The organism is Candidatus Pseudoscillospira sp. SGI.172 (assembly GCF_050313575.1).
Lineage (GTDB): Bacteria > Bacillota > Clostridia > Oscillospirales > Oscillospiraceae > Vermiculatibacterium.
On record NZ_JBNPLQ010000018.1, the window covers coordinates 1 to 19672 of the forward strand.

The window sequence follows — 19672 nt, forward strand, 5'->3', positions numbered from 1 at the left end:
GCAAATAGGATGTCGCTCGTAAATGGGCTTTGTCAAAAATGAATCTTTCGACGGAGAATCCCTTGACCGTACGACAAAATTGCTCGCAGGGATAAGCGGCAGAGTAGGAAAAGCCGTGCAGAGCGCCATGCCCCGGGCGATTTTGCATCTCCGCAGGCAAAGCAGCAAGCGGATACTCAAATGATACCGCCCCTTACTTCGCTGGGGAAATGATCTCGACAAGGAAACTCCCGACAGTTAAGCGAGAAATCCTCTGCCCCAAGGTAATACCATGTCAAAAACACCATGCATGGAGGCACATATTCAGATGACAGGACCTTTCCAAAATGCCATTCGGGGACCTCCCGTAGGATAATCTATCCGCCATCTGCGGTCATCCGGTGCACCGCCCTTCTTCATTACGCGTCATAGTCAGCGCGTTCCTCCTTCGTCAGCCCAGGATGACCGCAGAGGGTTATAAATTCAAGAATTCAAGGCAGGTGAAACAAAACATGGCAAAAGATGTGTTCTCTCATGCTTTTGCTCAAAGTGCTACGAACAGAGATCGCGCAGTCGCAACCTTTGGAAAAGCATATAAAAAAGCAGCATCCAAGGATACTGACCCCTACGGCTTGCTTCGAGCAGCCCTTCGATGGGGTTCAGCACAGGCAGCTGCAGCGCCACCGGTACAGAAGCCAATGGACGCTGCGCGCGCCAGGGTAAAGGCCTTGCTTGCGCAGCCCCCACAGGAAAACGCCAACGCAGCAAATGCTCGTGAGCTGGTGCACGGCCTCCTTCACAAAGAGCAATAAATCCGAAAGCCCCCTCGCAGGATTTTACCGTCCTGTCGAGGGGGCTTTTTCTATTTTCCGGCGCTTTCGCGTTTACGTGGCGCTGTGGCGCTTTTTGCGGCTTGGGTGTGCGTCTACCCTCCCACGATGCAAAGGGCGTGTTGCAACTCGCCTACGGCGGCGAGAGGGGCTTTTTATTCGCCCTCCGTCCTCTCTCGTTTGCCGAATGCACAGAAATGATCTCCAAAGACCAACAATCCGTGAACTTGACCGCAAGAGTATTTGTTCGCCCATGCCGCCCATGTTGCATAGCAGCAACTTTCGCATCGTACCACAGGCGCGACATCAGCGGTAGGGAATCGGTCGAAATCTTCCTCCGACATTTCAGGCAAATAGCCGCAGCATAGATATTTTGCCTTAAATGCGTCGCAGTCAATATATTTGGCCATTGTCGCACCTCCTCAAAACGGCCATGTGTCCCGCTCCGGAATAAACTCGATGATGGTCTCCCTCGGCACGGGGTCGCACGGCTCACCGTCAAAGGCGTTGCCCTGCTTCGTGCAGATGTCGGCCGGTCTGCTCCGGCGCGGGTCGACATCGACATAGAGCCGACCGTCGCACTCGTAGACGGGGCGACCCCAGCTGTCGCGGCCTCTGTGTTCCAGCCGCAGCACTGGCGCGGCGCAGAACTCCTCGTAGCTCATGTGGCCCTCCGCTTTCATCGCGGCACTGGCAGCGGCCAGTTCCTCGGGCGTCCAAGATTTGCTCATATCAGCACCCCTCGTATTTCCGTTCGATGCTGCGCATCAGATTCAAGACATCCTGCGCGAAAGGATATTCGCCCGTGTTGTCCCGCACGACCTCTGATAGAAAGCTTCGCAGCTCACGCCAGCACTCTGTGTAGAACATCAGCTCGTCGTCACGCTTCACACTCATTGCCTCCCTCCTCCATGCGCCAGTTTCCCGGCGCGGCGACGATAGCCCATGCGGTCAGCGGGGTGCGGCTGTCCATCATGTCCTCCAGCGCTTCCTGCATCCCACAGGCGTCGCAGATATAGACGGTGGCGCGGCGGCTTAGGGCATTGTGCGTGACGCTCTCCGCGTCCATCGTCATCTTCCCGCAGCGGGGGCAGGCAAAACGCCCGCCCTGCTGCTTCTTGCTGAATTCAGCAACGAGAATCCGCGCCAGCGTTTCCTCGTGTGGCTCGACGCTCTCGATTTCCCACACCTCGCGGTCGTCGATCCGGCCATCGTCTTGAGCCTTTTCCTGCGCCTGCCGCTGATCTGCCGCGAATACGGCGGCGGTGATCCGCTGGTCGTTGTCACGATTGCGATAGGTGACCGTCCAAAACCTGTTCTCCATGGTGTACCTCCTCATGTTAATTTCTGGGCTTCCAGCGGCCTTTAAATGTTTCTTCGCGAGTACCATCGCGCCAGTAAACATTCTCGCGCTTCCAGCCGTTGTGCTGATAGGTCGCATAGACGATCTTATCGGGAAAGATGGAAATCTCCGTTTCCTCAAATTCGGTATTGACGCCCATGAACATCGTGTCGCTATCGCCATACTTGTCCATCAGCTCGCACATACTGCCCAAATCATTGGGGTCAAATGCAAAGGTCAAATCTTTCTTTTCCATTGCGATACTCTTTCTCCCCGTCGCGCCGATAGGTCAGCCAGTCATGCAGTTACAGCTTGGTGTTGTAGTCTTTCAATGCGACCTGGATGATGATTTCTTCGCGCCCCATGGTAACATAGGTGATTTTGGCTTCCAGCACTCCCGGCATCGCTTGCGCCGGGATCTTGTATAAGCTACGGAAGCGGCCGATTTCCCTCATACCGGCTTTCACCACAACGGGAATTTCCTCACTGGCCGCGCCGATCTGACTACAAAAGTCGAAGACGGTAATTTTCCTCATGCTCGCTCCTTTCACTCAATGGCAGCTTCGATGCTGCTGATGACTTCCTCCAGGTTATCCACGGCTTCGGAAAGGTTGTCGCAGGCCTCGTCTGCCTTTTCGTATCGTTCGCTCTCCTGCATATTCTCAGGGATATTGTCGCGGTACTCTTCCTCCTCAGCCTGGAGGTCTTCGAGGCTGCCTTTCAGCTCCTCCAGCTGGTCGATGATACTCTGCAAATTCTTGCGACGAATCTTATTCATCGTCCTTATCCTCCCCATAGTCTTCTTCAAAGCGCTCCTCGGTAATGCCACCGTAGGTGTAGCCGTTGTCGAAGCTCAGATAGATAGGCGTGTCTTCATCGTACTGCGCGAGGAAGTTAATCAACTCGCCAGCGGTCATTGTCCGGTTGACTTGGTCGATACCGTAACCTTCGCGGAAGGTGGAATAAATCAGCTTTTCCATGATGAACCTCCTCACACTTCGGAAACGTAAAACGTGGTGTTGCAAATCTGACCGAGGCTGTACATGATTCCAGCGACCTCGATAATGTCGTAGGTTTCCGGATCGCTGTACTGCATGATTGTCCGCGCCATGCTATACAGCAGCTTAGTAGTGATGTTCCGCTGGGTGCCTTTGGCATCGTACGGCATATTCAAAAACTTGTCGTATGCCTTGCAATCGCCCCGCGTGAACCAACCGTGCCTGATGCACAGCGCCCGGAGATTGTCCATATCCATCCAGCGTTTTTCCTGAATCGTCATTGCTTTTTCCTCCTTGATATTTTTGCCTTACTCGGTTATAATCAAGGCGGCGGGAGTAAGGCTTCCCGTTCGCCTTTAGGGGTGTTTGAGTAGCGGCGCTTTAGCGGGGGTCGCTACTCTTTTTTATGCCTTGACCTTGCTATCTCGCACGATCTTTGCGGCGGCAGCCGGATCGTCGGCGGTTGCTTCAATCAGCTTTGCGATGTTCTCTAAGAACTGATTGAGCTCGGCGGTTGTCATCTCGTCCAAGTCCTCACTTCCTTTCGTAAGAGGCTTTCGACCTCTGCCTTACGAGTATTATTATAAAGGATTTCCTTTCAAATGTCAACGGTTTTCTTTAATGTTTTCCTGTATATTTGAAAATTTTCATTTGACATTAGAAAGGTTTTCGTTTATATTATGTTCAGGAGGTGTGCACATGGATATTTCAACAAAGATCAAGCTCGCGGAAACCTATGCGAAAATGAGCGAAGCCGAACTTGCCCGCAAAATGGGGACGACTTCACAGGCCTTCGGTCAGCGCATCAAGACTGGAAAGTTCTCTTCTTCCGATCTTGACGCGATTGCTTCCGCGCTTGGAGCGAAATTTGTTTGTTATTTCAAATTTCCCGATGGGACAGAGATATAAAAATAGCAGGCGTCAGAGCGGCGCCTGCTATTTCTTCATTTATGCCCGGCACGGTGGCGGAGTTGCTGTGCTACATAGGGCGAATCTCTTTTGCTTCGGGTGAGCAGGTCACTTATATCGCAGTCGAGGGCCTCACAAAGCAGGTCCAGATGCTCAAGGCTGATTCGTGTGGCGATTTCATGGTAGAGGTCGTTGATCGTACCAGCCCTGATCCCGGTCATCCTTGCTATGTCTGCCTGGGTCAGCCGCTTCTCACCCAAGAGCTTTGATAGCTGAATTCTGATCATTGCGCGTTTACGACCTTAGACAAGAAGGACACGAAATCACTTAGAGTAATTGCAGCATGAAGATCGATCGGGTTGTCCTCCATCCAGCCCAACGCAACTGCTGTTTTTATCCCAGATTCCGCCCAGTGACCAGTTATGTCCATATGCCTGATGCTGTACTCTTGCGGCTCAACAAAGCGAGCGAAGATCATAATCATCTGCGCGCGGGTCAGAGGACTGTCTGGGGCGAACCTGCTATTTCCGCATCCAGAGAATATTCCATCCTCAGTGAGCGAATCTATTTCCTTCCGATAGGCAATGTTCTCTGTGTCGGAATAAAAGGCCAGCGTCTTTGGAGAAGTGCCAGCGGTTTCTTCGCGATCCAAAATCCCATAGAGATAGCCGGTTGCTTCCGCGCGGGAGATAATCTTGCCTTCTGGAATATATTTCGGCAGTACTTGGCACAACTCAGCTGCTGCAGAAGTGTTGATCTCGGCGGTGCCGCAACGCAACGGAGTTCTTGTTGGTTTATTATTTTGCGCCGGTGAAGTTGTCCCACTGCTGTGATGTCTGGAAGACGATGAAGGCGGCGTTGTTGGCACCGGCGGATCGGACTGGGAGTCATTGCCGGAATCCTCCTCCGGCGGATCGGGCAACGAAACCCGGCTAAGGGCGAATGCCAACGCAATCGGCTGGCCGTTGGCTTCGCTCGGAGTTGCAAATGCCATAGTTGGAGAATTTCCGGCATAGCGCTGCGAGGCGTCATCAAGATACCAGCCTGCGGCGTTCATCTCTGCGGCGGCGAGTTCGCTTTCATAAAGCGTCAGGTAGTCCCCAGCGGAGTCAAGTGCTGTGAGGCCATTCGCTGCATATAAGTCTGCACCCGCAATTTCTGCGGAGTTGCCATAGATTTTACACCGCTGGATCTCGGCGGTACCTGCGCTCCATACTCCGCCGCCGTACTGTCCAGCAGAGCAGCTGGTGATCGTGCAATCGGCAATGGAGATGTCTCCATCCGAGCCGATTCCTCCCCCATATTGTGAAGCGTACCCCTGAGTGAAAGAGCAGCCTATGATTTCAGCGGCGGTATCGGAACAAAAGAGCTGTCCGCCCATGCCGGAATTGCCGCCATAAAAGGTGCAGTCTACCAACCGCAGCGGTCCCGCCGCGTAGACGCTGCCTCCAGCATTTTCAGCACAGCCATTGGAAAAAGAGCAGTCCGTAATATTGACAGGGCCGAGCGCGTAAATGGAGCCGCCGCATTCAGACGCAGCCCCTGTCATAAAGACACAGTTATCCGCGTGGACTGCGGCATCGGTTCCCGCATAGATGTGACCGCCTTTTTCTGCGCGGCCTTCCTCGAAGTGGCAGTTTGAAAAAGTAGCATTACCAGCTTCAACGAGACAGGCGCTTTTCCCCGAACTCTCATTCGGGTGTTGAAATCTCACTGTCTGGAAATAAGAGGTGCCCCCGCTCTGGACAAATGAAAGGCCGCTGCTCTGACCGCCGCAAAATACAAGATTCGCAAAAGAGACAGACTGCCCATCTGGAAAATCCGGCGATATTGAAAGGACAACGCTTGTCCCTTCGGCTCCGGCGAGGAACACGGTCTTGTCAACGGTTCCTAAGCTTACTTCCTCCTGGATATCTATATCCTTGGCAATGTAGATCATATCCCCATTGACTGCTGCAGCTATAGCCTCCTCAAGCTCTGGCAGAGAATTCACTGTCACCTCGGCTTCGACGGCATTTGCGGGAATAGCGCCCAAAGCGGAAACCATAAGCATCACAGCCAAAATTGCAGAGAACAGTTTTGATGATTTCTTCATGATATTTCGCTCCTTTCTATTTTTGATAAATGCCCGGTGCAACTGTTCCAATATCCCCTCCTACTACAAGGTGATACGAATTCGTTCATATAAAGCATACTGAGCCGGAGCGGATAAGTACAGGCAAAGCAGGTGGGTAAACTCATTTTTTCCACCTGCGGATTGTGGAATCATCGGCTGGACAGAGAGAATCATCCCCCTGCTGTACAGTCTTGATGACCTCAGACGCATAGTGCTTGTACGGGATCAAGCTGTCTGGGATCTCAGCATGGATCTGTCTACACACCGGGCAGCGCAGGCGCCGGATCAGAAAGATGCGAGGCTTGCCGTCTGCTCCTATGGCCTTCCTTTTCCGGTGATCGTAGCCGGACATCAGAACACCGCATTCAGGACACATAGGTGCGTCTTTGTTCCTCACCACATAAACACCCTTGCCAATGTCTAAAGATACCGTGTAGTGCGTTGCAACAAGCATAAAAGTCCTCCTTTCGTGCAAAGAGCATATCGCACGAAAGGAGGACTGTGGGAAAGCGCAAGATCACCCACCCGGTTTGCCTGTTCCAAAGCGTTCCGAGCTGGTATCATGACGCCAGAGGCGCAAGGTACTGTGAAGAGGGGGCGGCCCTTTGCCGCGGGCTCGCCGACCCCGATTTTCGCGTAGTTGCCGGAGCGAAAAATTGTCATTTCCGTTCCGCTTTGCGTTGGAAAAATCGGTTAAATATCAGCTACTTTTGGTATTGTTTTGGCGAAAGGGACGGGGAATATGGCTGTTGACGATTACATGTCTACGAGGGAAGCTGCGGAGCAGTGGGGTATGACCATGGCAAGCGTGCTTCGCCTGTGCAACCTCGGCAGGATCGCTGGGGCCGGAAAGGTCGGCCATGCCTGGATTATTCCTAAAGATGCAGGTCGGCCATGTGACGCCAGGATAACAACAGGAAAATGGATTGGATATTACTCGCGCCATCGGAGCAATCGGAAATATTAAAGCGGCAACTGCTCTCATGGCAGCTGCCGCTTAGATTTTCATATCACCTATTGTTTGCCGGACAGACACGTCCAGCACCGTCGCCATCTCTGTCGTGCTTACCTCCGTTTCCTCGGTAATGACATCAATAGCTTCAGACATGGCGCGCCTCCTTCCTTGCGCAGTCCAGCCGGCTTGACTGTCTGCGTAAATTGTGATATGGTATTGATGTTCATTACCGTACCCAGAGGAACACAAAGCCCGACTGTTGCAGCAGTCGGGTCTTTTTTTATGTCCGAATGCGGGACTCACCAGAATTGCACTGGAGCATCGCCCGGAGGCGGTGATGTTATGCTATATTGTGGGTGGACCGATAGTCCGAATAACTATGGAGGTATTGATCGTGAAGCAGAAGAACGAAAATAAATCGGATTCCGCAGTGTACAAAAGCAGGACAGGGCCTACGCAGTATATCGCAGTTGTCAATTTAGATGGGAGCGAGCCAAAAGAGGAGAGTATCGAACATGATGGGATCATCTATGACCGCACCGACCGTGTTGTATTCGACCTGGAATCTATTCCGGATCATGTCAGGAATAGACTCGCTGCAGTAACACTGGAATGTTACAGAAATTTTCTAAAAAAGCCGGGTGCAGCTGAGTGGCTTGACGAGCAAATACGCAAGAGAAAAGAGCAGAAAAATTAGCCCAATTTTTAGCCCTTTTTCTGGATTTAGCCCAGTTTTAGCCCATTCCAAAAGTGCTCTTACAAGTCAAAACGAATCAAAGCAAGCCCAAAGAAAAAAGCCAGAAACCGTTGCGGCTTCTGGCTTTTCTTGATAAATCAGCGCTTGGAGAACTGGGGGGCTCTTCTTGCCGCTTTCAAACCGTACTTCTTCCGCTCCTTCATACGAGGGTCGCGGGTCAGGAAGCCGGCGGACTTCAGGGCCGCACGGTACTCGGGATTGACCTCCAGCAGGGCGCGGGCGATGCCGTGGCGGATGGCGCCGGCCTGGCCGGTCACGCCGCCGCCGGTGACGGTGGCCTCAATGTCCACCTTGCCCACCAGGTCGGTGGTGACCAGAGGCTGGCGGACGATGAGCTTCAGGGTGTCCAGGCCGAAGTAGTCGTCGATGTCACGGCCGTTGATGGTGATGGTGCCGGTGCCGTTGGGGAAGAGATGCACCCGGGCCACGGAGGACTTGCGGCGGCCGGTGCCGTAGAGATAAGGCTTCTTGCTCTTATACATAATTCAGATTACCTCCTGCTCAATTCATCGTCCAGGGCTCGGGCTTCTGGGCGGCATACTTGTGCTCGCTGCCGCGGCAGATGTGCAGCCGGGAGAGGGAGTCCTTGGTGATGGTGTTGCGGGGCATCATGCCGCGCACGGCCAGCTTGACGGCCAGCTCGGGATCCTTTTCCATCAGCAGACGGTAGTTGATCTCCTTCAGGCCGCCCACCCAGCCGGTGTGATGACGGTAGAACTTCTGCTCGGGCTTCTTGCCGGTCAGGACGGCCTTCTCGGCGTTGAGGATGATGACGTAGTCACCGCAGTCGGCGTGGGGAGTGTACTCGGGCTTGCGCTTGCCCCGCAGCAGGTCAGCGGCGATGACAGCAGTCTTGCCCAGGGGCTTGCCTGCCGCATCGAGGATATACCACTTGCGGACAATGTTGCCCTTGTTTGCCATAAAAGTGGACATGGTGAAACCTCCAATTTCTAATGCTCGGAAAATGAGCGTTTTCACAGAGAAAGTGCCCCAAACCTGGACGGTTGGAGCGTTTTGTATTATAATACGAAGGCATTGAAGTGTCAACGGCTTTTTTGAGTTTTTTAATTTAGAAAGTTAAAATCTCTTGAAATCACCGTTTCTCTTCCGAAATCTCTTAAATACTCGGTTTCAATTTTTAAATTTTCGGAGGCGTTTTATGGAGAAAATACTCTCTCTGGTCCGGCGGTGTGTGGAGGACTACGATATGATCCAGGCGGGCGACCGGGTGGCGGTGGGCGTTTCGGGGGGCAAGGACTCCCTGGTGACCCTCACCGCGCTGGCCAAGCTGTCCCGGTTTTACCCCAAGCCCTTTACGGTGGAGGCCTTCACCCTGGACATGGGGGCGGTGGACGGCGGGGAAGGCATTGACTTCGGCCCGGTGTCCGGCTACTGCGAGACGCTGGGCGTGCCCTTTACGCTTCTTCCCAGCGAGATCAGCCACATCATCTTCGACCTTCGGAAGGAGAAAAACCCCTGTTCCATGTGCGCCAAAATGCGCCGGGGGGCGCTCCACAATGCCATCGCTCAGCGGGGCATCCGGAAGATCGCCCTGGGCCACCACTTCGACGACGCGGTGGAGACCTTTTTCCTCTCCCTTTTTTACGAGGGGCGGCTGTCCTGCTTTCAGCCGGTGACCGAGCTGTCCCGCACGGGGATCACCCAGATCCGCCCGCTGCTCTACTGCGGCGAGGGCATGGTGCGGGGGGCGGCCCGGCGGAACAACCTGCCGGTGGTGTTCAATCCCTGCCCTGCCGACGGTTATACCAAGCGCCAAGAGGTCAAGGAGCTGGTGGCCGAGCTGGAGCACAGGTACCCGGGGCTCAAGGAGCGGGTGTTTGGTTCCATGCAGCGCCTGCCCCTGCCCGAGTGGGGGCCCCTGGAGCACCGGAGACGTCCGCTGGCCGAGGAGGAGCCCGCTGAAAGTGGCCGGCCGGAGAGGCCGAAGGCCTGAACGCCAACAAAGACAGGACCGCCGCCGTGCGTGCACGGCGGCGGTCCCGCGTCTCCTCAGCGCTGATTTTTCAGCAGCTGCTGTTTGATGTCCCAGAGCTTCTGAGACAGATCCACATAGTAGTTGTGGGGGTTTTCAAACCGCTTGACCTCATCCCACTGCAAGTCCACCTGGCGGGCGCAGTAGGCCCGGACCTCTTCAATGGTGGGGACCCGGTAGACCAGTTCTCCGCCCCGGAAAATGGGCTGAAGAAGTTCCACCGCGGTGAAATTGGTGAACGTTTTGCGCTTCCAGGTGGCGGCGGGGTCGAAGAGTTCCAGGGGCCTGGTGTCGTCCACCGTCTCGTCGTGAAGGGTCACCAGGTCGGCAAACGCCTTGCCGCCGTCTCTGTCAAACAGGCGGTAGACCTTTTTAAAGTGGGGAGTCGTAATCTTCGAGGGGTTTTCGCTGATCTTGATCTTGGGGATGATGTTGCCCTCCGAATCCTCCACTGCCGCCAGCTTGTATACCCCGCCGAAAACCGGCTCGCTGCGGGAGGTGATGAGCCGCTCGCCCACGCCGAAGGCGTCGATGGCGGCCCCCTGGAGCAGCAAATCCCGGATGAGGTATTCGTCCAACGCGTTGGAGACGAAGATCTTGCAGCCGGTAAGCCCGGCGGCGTCCAGCATCTGCCGGGCCTTCCGGGACAGGTAGGTCAGGTCGCCCGAGTCCAGCCGGATGCCGCAGGAGGTGATGCCCTGGGGAAGAAGGACCTCCTGGAAGGCCTTGATGGCGTTGGGGACGCCGGAGTTCAGCACATTGTAGGTGTCCACCAGCAGAGTGGCGTTGTGGGGATAGAGCTGGCAGTAAGTCTTGAAGGCGGTGAGCTCGTCGGGGAACATCTGGACCCAGGAGTGGGCCATGGTGCCCCCGGCGGGAGAGCCGTAGAGCTCGTCGGCCTGGGTGCAGGCGGTGCCGGAGCAGCCCGCGATATAGGAGGCACGGGCGCCCAGAATGGCGGCGTCGGGCCCCTGGGCCCGGCGGGAGCCGAACTCGCTCACCGGGCGGCCCTGAGCCGAACGGACGATGCGGTTGGTTTTGGTGGCGATGAGGGACTGGTGGTTCAGAGTGAGGAGGATGAAGGTCTCCACAAACTGGGCCTGAATGGCGGGGGCCCGGACGGTGAGGATGGGCTCGCCCGGAAAGATGGGGGTGCCCTCGGGCACGGCCCAGATGTCGCCGGTGAAGCGAAAGCGGCGGAGATAGTTCAGGAAGGCTTCGCTGAAGCATTTCTTTCCGCAGAGGTATTCCAGATCCTCTTCGTCAAAGCTGAGGTTCTCGATATAGTCGATGACCTGCTCCAGCCCGGCTGCGATGGCAAAGCCGCCCCCGTCTGGAACGGTGCGGAAGAACACGTCGAAATAGCAGATCTGGTCGCCCAGGCCGGTTTGGAAATAGCCGTTGCCCATGGTCAGCTCGTAAAAATCACAGAGCATGGTGTAGTTGAGATGCTGCTTCATGATAAAGACCTCTCTTTCAGCGGGTGACTCTCCGCCGAAACGGGTGAGTCAGCCTCGCGGAAGCGATTTTTTTTATTATAACCCTCTTTGTTTGGAAAAGGAAGCAAAATTTCTGACAGGAAGGGAGAAAAAGGCCCTTTTCTCGGAAAAGAGGGGCGGTTTGGAGAGAAGAAAAGCCCCGCCCCGGCACACAGGCCGGAGCAGGGCGAAAATGCGGGGTGGATCAGGCCAGGGGCGTGGGGCCCATGGCATCCCGCAGCTCCCGGGTGATGGCGGAGTTGAACAGGCGCACGGCGTGGTCGTGGAGGCTGTCCAGATCGGCGGGGATGCGGTCGGCGGGGATCTCCTTGTCCAGCACGGAGAAGTCTCCGTCCAGGATGAACTTGGGCTCAGTGTCCTGCTTGCCGCCGTTGAGGAGGCCCGGGCCCGCGTGGAGCTTCATCCGGCGGTTCTCACCCAGGCTCAGTTCCACATCCAGGGCGCTCTTGCCCACCAGCTTTTCATCCACATCGGGCTCGGACAGGACGCCCACGAAGGGGGTGTTGATGAGGTCGTCCCACAGCGCTTCCTGAAGTCCCAGGGCCCGGCGGGAGAACGCATTGACATACCGCAGACCGATGCGCTCGAAGAAGGCGGGCCGGTAGATCTGGATGAAGAGGGCCAGGACCTTGTCCAGCTTCTGGGCAAAGTCCTCCCACCGGATGTAGCGCAGGGTGGACAGGGCGATGAAGTTCTGGGTCAGGTTGAGCTTCCACAGCCCGTCCGAGGAGATGAAGTTGTAATTGGTGATGGGGGGCTGCTGCTCCAACTTGGCCTGGGGGGTGCCGGGGTTGACCACCCTGGGCGGCTGGGCGTCCTGACGGGCCACATAGCGGGGGTAGTCGGCGCGGACGGCCTCCTGGAACTGGGCGGGGTCGGCGCTGCCGATGGAGAGGATGGTGGGGAAGCGGAGCTGGCAGATGACCTCGATGAGCTGGGGGCGGGCGTATGAATAACGAGTGTTGTCGGAAAACAGCATGATAAATTGGCTCCTTTCACAGGTGATTGCAAGGCTATTGTAACCGCATTGGGGCGCAATGTCAAAAGAAAGTATCCGGTTTCCGGAGGATGGGAGAGCAGGAAAAGCGGCCTGTCCGCGCAGTGCCGCCCGGACAGGCCGTTTTCTCCGATCAAAAGTCCGCGCTTCCCACAGTGCGGGGGTGGGGGAGCACGTCGCGGATGTTGGAGATGCCCGTGAGGTACATCACCAGCCGCTCGAAGCCCAGGCCGAAGCCCGCGTGCCGGCAGGAGCCGTAGCGCCGCAGGTCCAGATACCACCAGTAGTCGGCGGGGTCCATGCCCAGCTCCCGGATGCGCGCCTCCAGCAGATCCAGCCGCTCCTCGCGCTGGCTGCCGCCGATGATCTCGCCGATGCCGGGCACCAGGCAGTCGGCCGCCGCCACCGTCTTGCCGTCGTCGTTGGCCCGCATGTAGAAGGCCTTGATCTCTTTGGGGTAATCGGTGACGAATACCGGCTTCTTGAAATGCTGCTCGGTGAGGAACCGCTCGTGCTCGGTCTGCAAATCGCAGCCCCAGGACACGGGGTACTCAAAGGTGTGGCCGGACTGGAGCAGGATGTCGATGGCCTCGGTGTAGGTGACCCGGCCAAAAGCGCTGGAGGCCACGTGCTCCAGCCGCTCTTTCAGGCCCTTGTCCACAAAGCTGTTGAAAAAGTCGATCTCGTCGGGGCACTTCTCCAGTACCTCCCGGATGACCGCCTTGATCATGGCCTCAGCCACATCCATGTCGCCGTCCAGGTCGCAGAAGGCCATCTCCGGCTCGATCATCCAAAACTCGGCGGCGTGGCGCTGGGTGTTGGACTTTTCGGCCCGGAAGGTGGGGCCGAAGGTGTACACGTCCCCGAAGGCCATGGCGAAGTTCTCGGCGTTGAGCTGGCCGGAGACGGTCAGGCTGGCGGGCTTGCCGAAGAAGTCCTGGGAGAAGTCCACCTTGCCGTCGGGGGTGAGGGGCGGGTTCTGGGGGTCCAGAGTGGTCACCCGGAACATTTCGCCGGCGCCCTCGCAGTCGGAGGCGGTGACGATGGGGGTGTGGACGTACACAAAGCCCTGGCTCTGGAAGAAGTTGTGGATGGCGTAGGCCGCGGCGGAGCGCACCCGGAAGGCGGCGGAGAAGAGGTTGGTGCGGGGGCGCAGGTGCTGGATGGTGCGCAAAAACTCCACCGAGTGACGCTTCTTCTGGAGGGGGTAGTCGGGGGCGGAGGGACCCTCCACGGCAATGGTGTCCGCCTTGAGCTCCAGAGGCTGCTTGGCCTCGGGAGTGAGGACCACGGTGCCGGTGACCACCAGGGAGGCCCCCACGTTCTGCTTGGCGATCTCCTTGAAGTTATCCAGGCGCGCGGCCTCCATCACCACCTGGAGGTTTTTCAAGCAGGAGCCGTCGTTGAGCTCGATAAAGCCGAAGGTCTTCATGTCGCGGATGGTGCGGGCCCAGCCGCAGACGGTGACTGTTTTCCCGCCGAATGTCTCCTGATCGGCAAACACGCGGGCGATCTGTGTGCGTTCCATTGGGTTCTTCCTCTCTACGTTGTTTGTTTCTCTTCCGCGGGATTCCAAAAAGATACCCATATTATAAGGACTTTGGCGGGAATTTACAAGGTGTTTGTGGGAAAGAGGGCGGATTCTTTGGCTGAGGGGATTGGGAGCGCCGGTCGGGCGGAGCCGCTTGGCTGCGATGTGATCGCAGGCCTTCAGGTGCGTGGTTCGGGCGGCTGTTCTTTTTTAAAAAAGAACAGCCGCCCGAGCTCTCCAAGAAAAATTTTACTGACGACCCGTTACGACCGGCTGATACGAAGCAGCACTCACAGCATCGTCTGCCCCGCTGCCGCTGCCGATTTACGGATCCATCGGAGACAGCGGCCAACCGGGAAGCGCCTGAAAGCGCGGCCTGTCAGAGCACGCACACAGGAGGAGCGATCTCCTGACAGCCAGACGGTACCGCTTGCGTTCCCGATCAAAAAGAATGGATTTTCAGGGGCACCTACGCAGAGCGGGCAATCACGTTCCGCACGGGCGGCATGAGCTTCTGTCTGCCCATCCCTCCCAGTTAGGAGACGGCCTCCGCCCCCACGGCGTAGTCCCATGCGCCGGAATCTTCCGCCTTGGCGATGCAGTTGGTAAAGAAATACGCCCCTGTCCCAGATCGCCATTTCTCCGCGTCAAAGCCCTCCTCCGCAGAGCCGGAAAGGGTGAAGAGGACCCCGTCCTTCCAGACCAAGTGCACCCGGTCGATGTACCCCGCCTCCGCCAGCTCGTCGAAGGTCCCCTGGATGGGGGCCAGCCCCCGGTTCTCACCAAACCGCCAGATCACCGCAGCCTTTTCGCCTTGGGTAAGATCGGTCACCTGGGACAGATCCATCCCCATCTGGGTGATGCCGTCGTTGAGACCGCTGTCTGTGTTCCACAGGTCCTCCAGCACCCGGAGATAGAGCCCACACCGGTCCTCCGTCCCTCCGCTCTCGGCCTCGAGAGCGGAGACTGCCCCAAACCGGGCGGGATAGGTTTCCTGAATGGAGCCGCTGTGACACACAGTCACCCGCATCCCATCCCGCAGATCTGTTCCCGCCGCCTCGCTCCCGTCCAGCGTCACCGGTGTCTCCCGGACGCTCAGAGCGTAGAGCCGGCCGTCCTCGCCCGCCAGCAGCAGTTCTCCCGTCTCGGCGCCGTCCGCGATCCGGGCCTCCAGCCGGGCGGCTGCCTCCTCCGGCGCGGCGGCCTGACCGGGCGTCTCCTCCGCGGTCTCGGCAGCGCACCCTGCCAGCAGGAGCAGGCTGATACAAACAGGTGAGAAACAGGTCCAAAGTTTCACGTTTTTGTCCTCCTTTTTGTTTTTAGACGAAAGAAGGTAAATTTTGTTTCCTGTTTTCTCAAATTTTTTCTTGACAACCGTAAAGGAATGGATATACTAAACTTATGCTTAACAAGTAAACTTTTATAAAGGGGGGCGGCGCTATGACCCAGCGGGAGCGGGAACTGCTCAACTGGATCGCCGAAAATCCGCTGATCTCCCAGCAGGAGCTGGCGGAAAAGGCGGGGATCACCCGCTCGTCGGTGGCGGTCCACATCTCCAACCTGATGAAGAAGGGCTATATCGCGGGCAGGGGCTACGTCCTGCGCTCCGCCTCCTACGCTGCTGTGGTGGGAGGCGTGAACATGGACATCGGGGGCCGCGCCGCCGCGCCGCTGGTGATGGCCGACTCCAATCCCGGGCAGGTGCGGATGAGCCTGGGGGGCGTGGGGCGGAACATCGCCCACAACCTGGCTCTGCTGGGGGCCGACGTGCGGATGCTCACCGCCTTCGGCGACGACCTCTATGCCCAGAAGATCGCCGCCTCCTGCGGGGAGCTGGGGATCGACATCTCCCAGGCCCTTCAGGTCCCCGGAGCGGCCACCTCCACCTATTTGTTTCTCTCCGGCCCGGACGGGGACATGGCCCTGGCGGTGAGCGACATGGACATCTACGACCACGTCACCCCGGCCTACCTCCAGTCCCGGCGGGCCCTTCTGGACAACGCCCAGCTGATCGTCATCGACACCAACATCCCGGCCGAGTCCATCCGCTGGCTGTGCGAAAATATCCGGGTCCCCATCTTTGCCGACCCGGTCTCCACCGCCAAGGCGGTGCGGCTCAAGCCGGTGCTGGGAAAGCTCCACACCCTCAAGCCCAACCGCATGGAGGCAGAGCTCCTCTCCGGGGTGGCCATCACCGACAGCGCCAGCCTGGAAAAGGCCGCCAAGGTCCTGCTGGACACCGGACTGCGCCGGGTATTTCTCTCTCTGGGAAAGGACGGGGTCTACGCCGCCGACCGCAGCGGCGCGCTGCGTCTGCCCTGCTGTCCGGCGGAGTCGGTGAACGCCACGGGGGCGGGGGACGCCTTCATGGCCGCGCTGGCCTGGGCTTATCTGGAGGGGACCGGTCTGGCCGACACCACCCGTCTGGCCCAGGCGGCCGCCGCCATCGCCCTGGAGGGGGCAGAGACCATCAATCCCGCGCTCAGCGCCCAGACCGTTCGGGCCAGGGCGGGGCTGTGAACCGGAATCCAATCACTCATTTTCAAATCAGGAGGAAATCGATATGAAGCTCAATCAATATCTGGACGTCGCCCCCGAGGTGGCCGAGGCCATTGCCCACAACAAGCCGGTGGTGGCGCTGGAGTCCACCATCATCTCCCACGGCATGCCCTATCCCCAGAATGTGGAGACCGCCCTCAAGGTGGAGGAGATCATCCGGGAGAACGGGGCCGTCCCCGCCACCATCGCCGTCATCGGCGGGCGGCTGAAGGCCGGCTGCTCCCGGGATGACATCGAGGTGCTGGGCAAAAAGGGCCACGACGTGGCCAAAGCCAGCCGCCGGGATCTGGCCGTGCTGGTGGCCCGGGGGGAGGACGGGGCCACCACCGTCACCACAACCATGATCATCGCCCACATGGCGGGCATCCGCGTCTTCGCCACCGGCGGCATCGGCGGGGTACACCGGGGGGCCGAGACCACCATGGACATCTCAGCCGACCTGGAGGAGCTGGCGCACACCCCTGTGATGGTGGTGTGCGCGGGAGCCAAGTCCATTCTGGATCTGGGGCTCACCCTGGAGTATCTGGAGACCCACGGCGTGCCCGTCATCGGCTACGGCACCAAGGAGCTGCCCGCCTTCTACACCCGGAAGAGCGGCTTTGCCGTGGACTACGAGATCGACACCCCCGCCGAGCTGGCCCGGGCGTTCCACGTCCAGCAGGAGCTGGGCCTGGGGGGCGGCATGCTGGTGACCAACCCCATCCCCGAGGCGTTCTCCATGGACCCGGCGGTCATCAACGCCGCCATCGACGAGGCCATTGCCCAGGCCGCCGCCCGGGGGATCCACGGCAAGGAGACCACCCCCTTCCTCCTGGCCAAGGTCAAAGAGCTCACCGGCGGCGACTCCCTGGACTCCAACATCCAGCTGGTGTTCAACAACGCCCGTCTGGCCGCCCGCACCGCCGCGGAGCTGAGCGCACTGTAAAGTGCGCCTTTCCCGCTGCGGGGATCGCTCTGTCGGGTTCGTTCGATCAGGTTTGTTCTATTTGGTTCGTTAGTGGGCGGTTTTCGGCCCGTCGGAGAGGCGGTTTTCCGCCCCGTACCCACAATGCGGATGCCGCCCCGAAGGGCGGCATCCGTTTTTTCGACGGAGCTCGAAGGGTCACTGCCGAACGGCCAGACAGCAGTTTACCCGCTCCTCCGCCGCCATGGGGGCCTCCGGGTGGGCGGCGTTGCAGGATCGAAAAACCCGGTCCGTGAGCTCTGCCGGACCGGGGTGCTCGTAGGCCAGAAAGCCTGTCCCGGCCAGCAGGCGCTCCGGCTCGCCCCGGGTGTAGGCCCCCCGCATCTCTTCTCCGGCGGCCCGGGCCAGCTCGGCCTGCTCCGGGGCCGCGGCCGCCCGGACCGGGTAGTCGAAGGCCAGGGCGCTGCCCCTGGGCATCCGGGCGGAGAGAGCTGCCAAAAGGCCGTTGAATTCCTCCGGCGAAAGGTAGCAGACCAGCCCCAGCAGGGAGCAAAAGGAGCGCGCCCGCGCATCAAAGCCTGCCTCTTCCAGCGCCCGGGGCCAGTTCGGATCGGACAGGTCGGCGGGGACGAGACGCAGATTTTCCGGCGGAACGGTGCCCGCCCGGGCCAGGGCGTTCTCGGCAAAGGCGGCCCGGGCCAGCGGGGTGGGGGCCAGCCGGCGGCGGACCGCTCAGTTCACGGCCTCCGCCCGGCTTCCGGAAAATCCGGGACAGAAGCAGCCGATCCCACCCGCCAGGGAACCGGCGACGGCGTCGTATTCCGCTTTTCCCAACAGGGCCTCCGCCATGGAGTCGTCAAAAATTTTGGGCTCCGTCTCCCGGGCGTGACAGGCCCTGGCAAAAGCGCTCACCCGCGCGGTCATGCTGCTGTTTTCCATGTTTCATCACCTCATCCATTCTTCTTACACCCGTTTCCGATTTGGAACAAGACTTGAAATAAAACCCAATTTGTGGTATCATAAAAACAGAAAATGAGAAAAAAATGCGCCCGAGGGCGCTGTTTTTTTGGAAAGGTCGTTTTCGCATGGATCCTGTCAGAGTGCAGCGGGTCACCGCCCGCATGAAAGAGGCGGGGCTGGAGCAGATCCTGGTCACCGCCACTACGTCCCTTTTCTACCTCACCGGCCACTGGGTGGAGCCCCATGAGCGGATGATCGCCCTCTGGCTCACCGCCGACGGCAGAGCGACCCTCTTCGGCAATGAGATCTTCGGCCTGACCTCCGCTCCCGACCTGCCCTTCGTCTCCCACAAAGACGGGGAGGACCCGGTGGCCGGTCTGGCCGGGGCCGTCCGCCCCGGGAAGCTGGGCATCGACAAGTTCTGGTACAGCAAATTCCTGATCGGACTCATGGCCCGCCGCCCGGATGTGACCCCGCTGGAGGGCTCCTTCCCGGTGGATCTGTGCCGGATGACCAAGGACGGCGCCGAGCGGGACGCCATGCGCCGCGCCTCGGCCCAAAACGATCAGGTGGTGGCCGCCGCCATCGGCGCGGTCCATGCCGGCGTCCGGGAAAACGAGCTGGCAGCCCTGGTCAACCGGGAGTTCCTGTCCCGGGGGGCCGACTGCGAGGGCACTCAGCTGGTGTGCTTCGGCCCCAACGGCGCAGACCCCCACCACAGCGGGGATTCCACTGTGTTAAAGCCGGGGGACAGCATCATCTTCGACATCTTCACCCCCATCTCCCGCTACTGGTGCGACATGACCCGCACTGTGTTTTACAAGACCGTCAGCGACCGGCAGCGCCGGGTCTATGAGCTGGTGCGCAGGGCCAACGCCGCCGCCGAGGCCGCTGTGCGCCCCGGCGTGCCGCTCTCCGAGCTGGACGGCATCGCCCGGGGGATCATCGCCGACGGGGGCTTCGGCCCCTGCTTCACCCACCGGCTGGGCCACGGCTGCGGCATCGACTGCCACGAGCCTCCCGACGTCTCCGGGGCCTCCGAGGCCGTCTGCCGCCCCGGCATGGTCTTTTCCGTGGAGCCGGGCATCTATCTCCCAGGGGAATTCGGTGTGCGCATCGAGGATCTGGTGATGGTCACGGAGGACGGCTGTGAGGTGCTCAACCAATATCCCAAAGAGCTTCAGGTCATCGGAGACTGAGGGGGCTCAAACGGAGGCCTGGTCGGAAGCGGGAGCCCATCCGGAACGGTGGACTCCCGCTTCTTTTGCTAGATATAGATTTTTTGAAATTCTTATCTACTACATATTGATTTTCTGGCTGCCTTCGTTTATACTTAGGAATGT

At 58.8% G+C, this 19672-nt stretch carries 28 protein-coding genes and 1 pseudogene; 7 read left to right on the plus strand and 22 right to left on the minus strand.

Annotated features, from left to right (window positions below):
• Positions 1-491: 491 nt before the first annotated feature.
• The gene (locus ACQRD3_RS08135; protein ID WP_427780905.1) at positions 492-791 is read left to right on the plus strand and encodes a hypothetical protein; all 300 of its coding nucleotides are present in this window, start codon (positions 492-494) and stop codon (positions 789-791) included.
• Between the two features lie 173 nt (positions 792-964).
• Here ACQRD3_RS08135 and ACQRD3_RS08140 read toward each other — a convergent pair whose 3' ends face one another.
• From ACQRD3_RS08140 to ACQRD3_RS08185, 10 genes are all read right to left on the minus strand, one after another.
• A complete protein-coding gene (locus ACQRD3_RS08140; RefSeq protein WP_427780907.1) occupies positions 965-1219 on the minus strand; it encodes a hypothetical protein in 255 nt (84 codons plus the stop codon).
• A gap of 12 nt (positions 1220-1231) precedes the next feature.
• The gene (locus ACQRD3_RS08145; RefSeq protein WP_427780908.1) at positions 1232-1540 is read right to left on the minus strand and encodes a hypothetical protein; all 309 of its coding nucleotides are present in this window, start codon (positions 1538-1540) and stop codon (positions 1232-1234) included.
• Position 1541: 1 nt separating this feature from the next.
• Positions 1542-1700 carry a hypothetical protein gene (locus ACQRD3_RS08150; protein ID WP_302635290.1) on the minus strand — a complete coding sequence of 53 codons (159 nt, stop codon included), beginning with the start codon at positions 1698-1700 and terminating at the stop codon, positions 1542-1544.
• Positions 1690-2133 (minus strand): hypothetical protein, encoded by a 444-nt coding sequence (locus ACQRD3_RS08155; RefSeq protein ID WP_427780911.1) that lies wholly within the window; start codon positions 2131-2133, stop codon positions 1690-1692. The genes ACQRD3_RS08150 and ACQRD3_RS08155 overlap by 11 nt, the downstream gene beginning before the upstream one ends.
• A 16-nt stretch (positions 2134-2149) precedes the next feature.
• Complete coding sequence (locus tag ACQRD3_RS08160; protein ID WP_427780913.1) at positions 2150-2407, minus strand: hypothetical protein; 258 nt, start codon at positions 2405-2407, stop codon at positions 2150-2152.
• A 49-nt stretch (positions 2408-2456) separates the two neighbouring features.
• A complete protein-coding gene (locus ACQRD3_RS08165; protein WP_256152928.1) occupies positions 2457-2687 on the minus strand; it encodes a hypothetical protein in 231 nt (76 codons plus the stop codon).
• An 11-nt stretch (positions 2688-2698) separates the two neighbouring features.
• Positions 2699-2929: a hypothetical protein gene (locus ACQRD3_RS08170; protein ID WP_118358536.1), complete on the minus strand. Its 231-nt coding sequence runs from the start codon at positions 2927-2929 to the stop codon at positions 2699-2701.
• Positions 2922-3131: a hypothetical protein gene (locus tag ACQRD3_RS08175; RefSeq protein ID WP_427780915.1), complete on the minus strand. Its 210-nt coding sequence runs from the start codon at positions 3129-3131 to the stop codon at positions 2922-2924. The genes ACQRD3_RS08170 and ACQRD3_RS08175 overlap by 8 nt, the downstream gene beginning before the upstream one ends.
• 11 nt (positions 3132-3142) lie before the next feature.
• A complete protein-coding gene (locus ACQRD3_RS08180; protein WP_427780917.1) occupies positions 3143-3430 on the minus strand; it encodes a hypothetical protein in 288 nt (95 codons plus the stop codon).
• 123 nt (positions 3431-3553) lie between these two features.
• Positions 3554-3679, minus strand: a complete 126-nt coding sequence (locus ACQRD3_RS08185; RefSeq protein ID WP_427780919.1) for a hypothetical protein — start codon at positions 3677-3679, stop codon at positions 3554-3556.
• A gap of 169 nt (positions 3680-3848) precedes the next feature.
• Here ACQRD3_RS08185 and ACQRD3_RS08190 point away from each other — a divergent pair, with 169 nt between their 5' ends.
• Positions 3849-4058, plus strand: coding sequence for a helix-turn-helix domain-containing protein (locus tag ACQRD3_RS08190; RefSeq protein ID WP_427780921.1), 210 nt, complete (start codon positions 3849-3851; stop codon positions 4056-4058).
• Positions 4059-4093: 35 nt separating this feature from the next.
• On the opposite strand, the gene ACQRD3_RS08195 is transcribed toward ACQRD3_RS08190, so the two are convergent.
• The 3 genes from ACQRD3_RS08195 to ACQRD3_RS08205 all read right to left on the minus strand — a co-directional run bounded on the left by ACQRD3_RS08195 (position 4094) and on the right by ACQRD3_RS08205 (position 6628).
• A complete protein-coding gene (locus ACQRD3_RS08195) occupies positions 4094-4345 on the minus strand; it encodes a helix-turn-helix domain-containing protein (RefSeq protein ID WP_235254624.1) in 252 nt (83 codons plus the stop codon).
• Complete coding sequence (locus tag ACQRD3_RS08200; protein ID WP_427780923.1) at positions 4342-6204, minus strand: S-layer homology domain-containing protein; 1863 nt, start codon at positions 6202-6204, stop codon at positions 4342-4344. Before ACQRD3_RS08200 ends, ACQRD3_RS08195 begins: the two co-directional genes overlap by 4 nt.
• A gap of 91 nt (positions 6205-6295) precedes the next feature.
• Positions 6296-6628, minus strand: coding sequence for a DUF6431 domain-containing protein (locus tag ACQRD3_RS08205; protein WP_235254622.1), 333 nt, complete (start codon positions 6626-6628; stop codon positions 6296-6298).
• Positions 6629-7523: 895 nt separating this feature from the next.
• Here ACQRD3_RS08205 and ACQRD3_RS08210 point away from each other — a divergent pair.
• A complete protein-coding gene (locus ACQRD3_RS08210; RefSeq protein WP_331904474.1) occupies positions 7524-7826 on the plus strand; it encodes a hypothetical protein in 303 nt (100 codons plus the stop codon).
• Positions 7827-7963: 137 nt separating this feature from the next.
• On the opposite strand, the gene rpsI is transcribed toward ACQRD3_RS08210, so the two are convergent.
• Positions 7964-8368 carry a 30S ribosomal protein S9 gene (rpsI, locus tag ACQRD3_RS08215; RefSeq protein WP_080906184.1) on the minus strand — a complete coding sequence of 135 codons (405 nt, stop codon included), beginning with the start codon at positions 8366-8368 and terminating at the stop codon, positions 7964-7966.
• Between the two features lie 19 nt (positions 8369-8387).
• Positions 8388-8819 carry a 50S ribosomal protein L13 gene (gene rplM / locus ACQRD3_RS08220; protein WP_080906185.1) on the minus strand — a complete coding sequence of 144 codons (432 nt, stop codon included), beginning with the start codon at positions 8817-8819 and terminating at the stop codon, positions 8388-8390.
• Between the two features lie 226 nt (positions 8820-9045).
• On the opposite strand from rplM, the gene ACQRD3_RS08225 reads away from it, so the two are divergent.
• Entirely contained in the window at positions 9046-9840 is a 795-nt protein-coding gene (locus ACQRD3_RS08225; protein ID WP_080906186.1) for an ATP-binding protein, read from the plus strand.
• A 56-nt stretch (positions 9841-9896) separates the two neighbouring features.
• On the opposite strand, the gene ACQRD3_RS08230 is transcribed toward ACQRD3_RS08225, so the two are convergent.
• The 4 genes from ACQRD3_RS08230 to ACQRD3_RS08245 all read right to left on the minus strand — a co-directional run bounded on the left by ACQRD3_RS08230 (position 9897) and on the right by ACQRD3_RS08245 (position 15203).
• Positions 9897-11339: a nicotinate phosphoribosyltransferase gene (locus ACQRD3_RS08230; RefSeq protein WP_427780927.1), complete on the minus strand. Its 1443-nt coding sequence runs from the start codon at positions 11337-11339 to the stop codon at positions 9897-9899.
• A gap of 223 nt (positions 11340-11562) precedes the next feature.
• On the minus strand, positions 11563-12357 hold the full coding sequence (locus ACQRD3_RS08235) for a TIGR04255 family protein (RefSeq protein ID WP_080906188.1): 795 nt from the start codon (positions 12355-12357) through the stop codon (positions 11563-11565).
• Between the two features lie 151 nt (positions 12358-12508).
• Positions 12509-13903, minus strand: coding sequence for an asparagine--tRNA ligase (gene asnS, locus ACQRD3_RS08240; protein WP_080906189.1), 1395 nt, complete (start codon positions 13901-13903; stop codon positions 12509-12511).
• Positions 13904-14441: 538 nt separating this feature from the next.
• The gene (locus ACQRD3_RS08245; RefSeq protein ID WP_427780930.1) at positions 14442-15203 is read right to left on the minus strand and encodes a hypothetical protein; all 762 of its coding nucleotides are present in this window, start codon (positions 15201-15203) and stop codon (positions 14442-14444) included.
• A 143-nt stretch (positions 15204-15346) separates the two neighbouring features.
• Here ACQRD3_RS08245 and ACQRD3_RS08250 point away from each other — a divergent pair, with 143 nt between their 5' ends.
• A complete protein-coding gene (locus tag ACQRD3_RS08250) occupies positions 15347-16426 on the plus strand; it encodes a PfkB family carbohydrate kinase (protein ID WP_080906191.1) in 1080 nt (359 codons plus the stop codon).
• 43 nt (positions 16427-16469) lie between these two features.
• Entirely contained in the window at positions 16470-17390 is a 921-nt protein-coding gene (locus tag ACQRD3_RS08255) for a pseudouridine-5'-phosphate glycosidase (RefSeq protein WP_080906192.1), read from the plus strand.
• Between the two features lie 177 nt (positions 17391-17567).
• On the opposite strand, the gene ACQRD3_RS08260 is transcribed toward ACQRD3_RS08255, so the two are convergent.
• From ACQRD3_RS08260 to ACQRD3_RS08270, 3 genes and pseudogenes are all read right to left on the minus strand, one after another.
• Complete coding sequence (locus ACQRD3_RS08260; protein WP_427780932.1) at positions 17568-17867, minus strand: hypothetical protein; 300 nt, start codon at positions 17865-17867, stop codon at positions 17568-17570.
• A gap of 3 nt (positions 17868-17870) precedes the next feature.
• A pseudogene (locus ACQRD3_RS08265) lies at positions 17871-18086 on the minus strand (class I SAM-dependent methyltransferase); the annotation flags it as partial.
• Between the two features lie 15 nt (positions 18087-18101).
• Positions 18102-18308 (minus strand): hypothetical protein, encoded by a 207-nt coding sequence (locus ACQRD3_RS08270; protein WP_427780934.1) that lies wholly within the window; start codon positions 18306-18308, stop codon positions 18102-18104.
• A gap of 146 nt (positions 18309-18454) precedes the next feature.
• Here ACQRD3_RS08270 and ACQRD3_RS08275 point away from each other — a divergent pair, with 146 nt between their 5' ends.
• Positions 18455-19528 carry a M24 family metallopeptidase gene (locus ACQRD3_RS08275; RefSeq protein WP_427780936.1) on the plus strand — a complete coding sequence of 358 codons (1074 nt, stop codon included), beginning with the start codon at positions 18455-18457 and terminating at the stop codon, positions 19526-19528.
• Positions 19529-19672 lie beyond the last annotated feature (144 nt).

What these genes read in the sequence shown, in the direction of transcription:
- ACQRD3_RS08135 (WP_427780905.1), top strand. Translation starts at nt 492, where the DNA reads ATGGCAAAAGATGTGTTCTCTCATGCTTTTGCTCAAAGTGCTACGAAC.
- ACQRD3_RS08140 (WP_427780907.1), bottom strand. Translation starts at nt 1,219, where the DNA reads ATGGCCAAATATATTGACTGCGACGCATTTAAGGCAAAATATCTATGC.
- ACQRD3_RS08145 (WP_427780908.1), bottom strand. Translation starts at nt 1,540, where the DNA reads ATGAGCAAATCTTGGACGCCCGAGGAACTGGCCGCTGCCAGTGCCGCG.
- ACQRD3_RS08155 (WP_427780911.1), bottom strand. Translation starts at nt 2,133, where the DNA reads ATGGAGAACAGGTTTTGGACGGTCACCTATCGCAATCGTGACAACGAC.
- ACQRD3_RS08160 (WP_427780913.1), bottom strand. Translation starts at nt 2,407, where the DNA reads ATGGAAAAGAAAGATTTGACCTTTGCATTTGACCCCAATGATTTGGGC.
- ACQRD3_RS08165 (WP_256152928.1), bottom strand. Translation starts at nt 2,687, where the DNA reads ATGAGGAAAATTACCGTCTTCGACTTTTGTAGTCAGATCGGCGCGGCC.
- ACQRD3_RS08170 (WP_118358536.1), bottom strand. Translation starts at nt 2,929, where the DNA reads ATGAATAAGATTCGTCGCAAGAATTTGCAGAGTATCATCGACCAGCTG.
- ACQRD3_RS08175 (WP_427780915.1), bottom strand. Translation starts at nt 3,131, where the DNA reads ATGGAAAAGCTGATTTATTCCACCTTCCGCGAAGGTTACGGTATCGAC.
- ACQRD3_RS08180 (WP_427780917.1), bottom strand. Translation starts at nt 3,430, where the DNA reads ATGACGATTCAGGAAAAACGCTGGATGGATATGGACAATCTCCGGGCG.
- ACQRD3_RS08190 (WP_427780921.1), top strand. Translation starts at nt 3,849, where the DNA reads ATGGATATTTCAACAAAGATCAAGCTCGCGGAAACCTATGCGAAAATG.
- ACQRD3_RS08195 (WP_235254624.1), bottom strand. Translation starts at nt 4,345, where the DNA reads ATGATCAGAATTCAGCTATCAAAGCTCTTGGGTGAGAAGCGGCTGACC.
- ACQRD3_RS08205 (WP_235254622.1), bottom strand. Translation starts at nt 6,628, where the DNA reads ATGCTTGTTGCAACGCACTACACGGTATCTTTAGACATTGGCAAGGGT.
- rpsI (WP_080906184.1), bottom strand. Translation starts at nt 8,368, where the DNA reads ATGTATAAGAGCAAGAAGCCTTATCTCTACGGCACCGGCCGCCGCAAG.
- rplM (WP_080906185.1), bottom strand. Translation starts at nt 8,819, where the DNA reads ATGTCCACTTTTATGGCAAACAAGGGCAACATTGTCCGCAAGTGGTAT.
- ACQRD3_RS08225 (WP_080906186.1), top strand. Translation starts at nt 9,046, where the DNA reads ATGGAGAAAATACTCTCTCTGGTCCGGCGGTGTGTGGAGGACTACGAT.
- ACQRD3_RS08230 (WP_427780927.1), bottom strand. Translation starts at nt 11,339, where the DNA reads ATGAAGCAGCATCTCAACTACACCATGCTCTGTGATTTTTACGAGCTG.
- ACQRD3_RS08235 (WP_080906188.1), bottom strand. Translation starts at nt 12,357, where the DNA reads ATGCTGTTTTCCGACAACACTCGTTATTCATACGCCCGCCCCCAGCTC.
- asnS (WP_080906189.1), bottom strand. Translation starts at nt 13,903, where the DNA reads ATGGAACGCACACAGATCGCCCGCGTGTTTGCCGATCAGGAGACATTC.
- ACQRD3_RS08250 (WP_080906191.1), top strand. Translation starts at nt 15,347, where the DNA reads ATGACCCAGCGGGAGCGGGAACTGCTCAACTGGATCGCCGAAAATCCG.
- ACQRD3_RS08255 (WP_080906192.1), top strand. Translation starts at nt 16,470, where the DNA reads ATGAAGCTCAATCAATATCTGGACGTCGCCCCCGAGGTGGCCGAGGCC.
- ACQRD3_RS08270 (WP_427780934.1), bottom strand. Translation starts at nt 18,308, where the DNA reads ATGGAAAACAGCAGCATGACCGCGCGGGTGAGCGCTTTTGCCAGGGCC.
- ACQRD3_RS08275 (WP_427780936.1), top strand. Translation starts at nt 18,455, where the DNA reads ATGGATCCTGTCAGAGTGCAGCGGGTCACCGCCCGCATGAAAGAGGCG.